This is a genomic window from Flavobacterium sp. UBA4854, assembly GCF_002399805.1.
Taxonomy (GTDB): Bacteria; Bacteroidota; Bacteroidia; order Flavobacteriales; family Flavobacteriaceae; genus Flavobacterium; species Flavobacterium ginsengisoli.
In genome coordinates, this window is record NZ_DHEI01000055.1 from 1 (window position 1) to 998 (window position 998).

The following is a 998-nucleotide window of genomic DNA, read 5'->3' on the forward strand; positions in this document are numbered from 1 at the left end:
GTTCGCCAGGCTTCCGATTTAGACACATTACCAAATGTAGAATGCATTGCAGAAACTATGGTTCCGTTTAAAAACGAATTGGCGGTAATTGTGGTTAGAAATCCATCAGGTGAAATGAGAACCTATCCGGTTGTAGAAATGGAATTTCATCCAGAAGCAAACCAAGTTGAATACGTAATTTGTCCAGCAAGAATTGATGATAAAGTTGCTGAAAAAGCCAGAGCGATTGCTTTGCAGGTTTCAGAAAACTTTAATCACGTTGGACTTTTGGCAGTTGAAATGTTCCAGACTCAGGACGACGAAATTTTGGTTAACGAAGTTGCTCCTCGCCCACACAATTCTGGTCATTATTCTATCGAAGCAAGTTATACTTCACAATTCGAGAATCATTTACGCGCCATTTTAGATCTTCCATTAGGAAATACTGACAGTAAAGTTGCCGGAATTATGGTAAATTTAGTCGGTGCCGAAGGTCATTCTGGAAATGTGGTTTATGAAAACATCGAAACCATTTTAGGATGGGATGGTGTTACTCCTCATATTTACGGAAAGAAACAAACACGTCCGTTTAGAAAAATGGGTCACGTTACAATTGTAAATGAAGATATGGCTGAGGCAAGAAGAATTGCACAGGAAGTTAAGGAATACTATTAAAGTGATTAGCGCTTAATAATGAAATGAAAAAAGCATTAAAAATCTCTGGATTAACAATCTTAATTTACTTCGCAATACAATTAATAACTATACCTATAACTAAACATGGCAGAGGTTTTTCTATAGGTTTTCCATTTCAGGCATTTAGAAGAGTTGATGCGGAATGTTACGTTAACGACTATTTTTATCCAGAATTTTTGATTATAAATTTCATTACAGTTACAATTATTTTACTTGTAATTTATTTTTTGGGTAACGTAATTAAAAACAGATTAAAAAAAACCTATAAGTAGGGAAATTAAAATAATGACAGTTTTCAGTCTCAACAAAACTTTAAACTTTAA

Annotated in this window: 1 pseudogene; it reads left to right on the forward strand. The window is 34.2% G+C overall.

What is annotated here, in order from left to right:
• A pseudogene (locus B3J44_RS08225) lies at positions 1-670 on the forward strand (ATP-grasp domain-containing protein); the annotation flags it as partial.
• Positions 671-998: the final 328 nt, after the last annotated feature.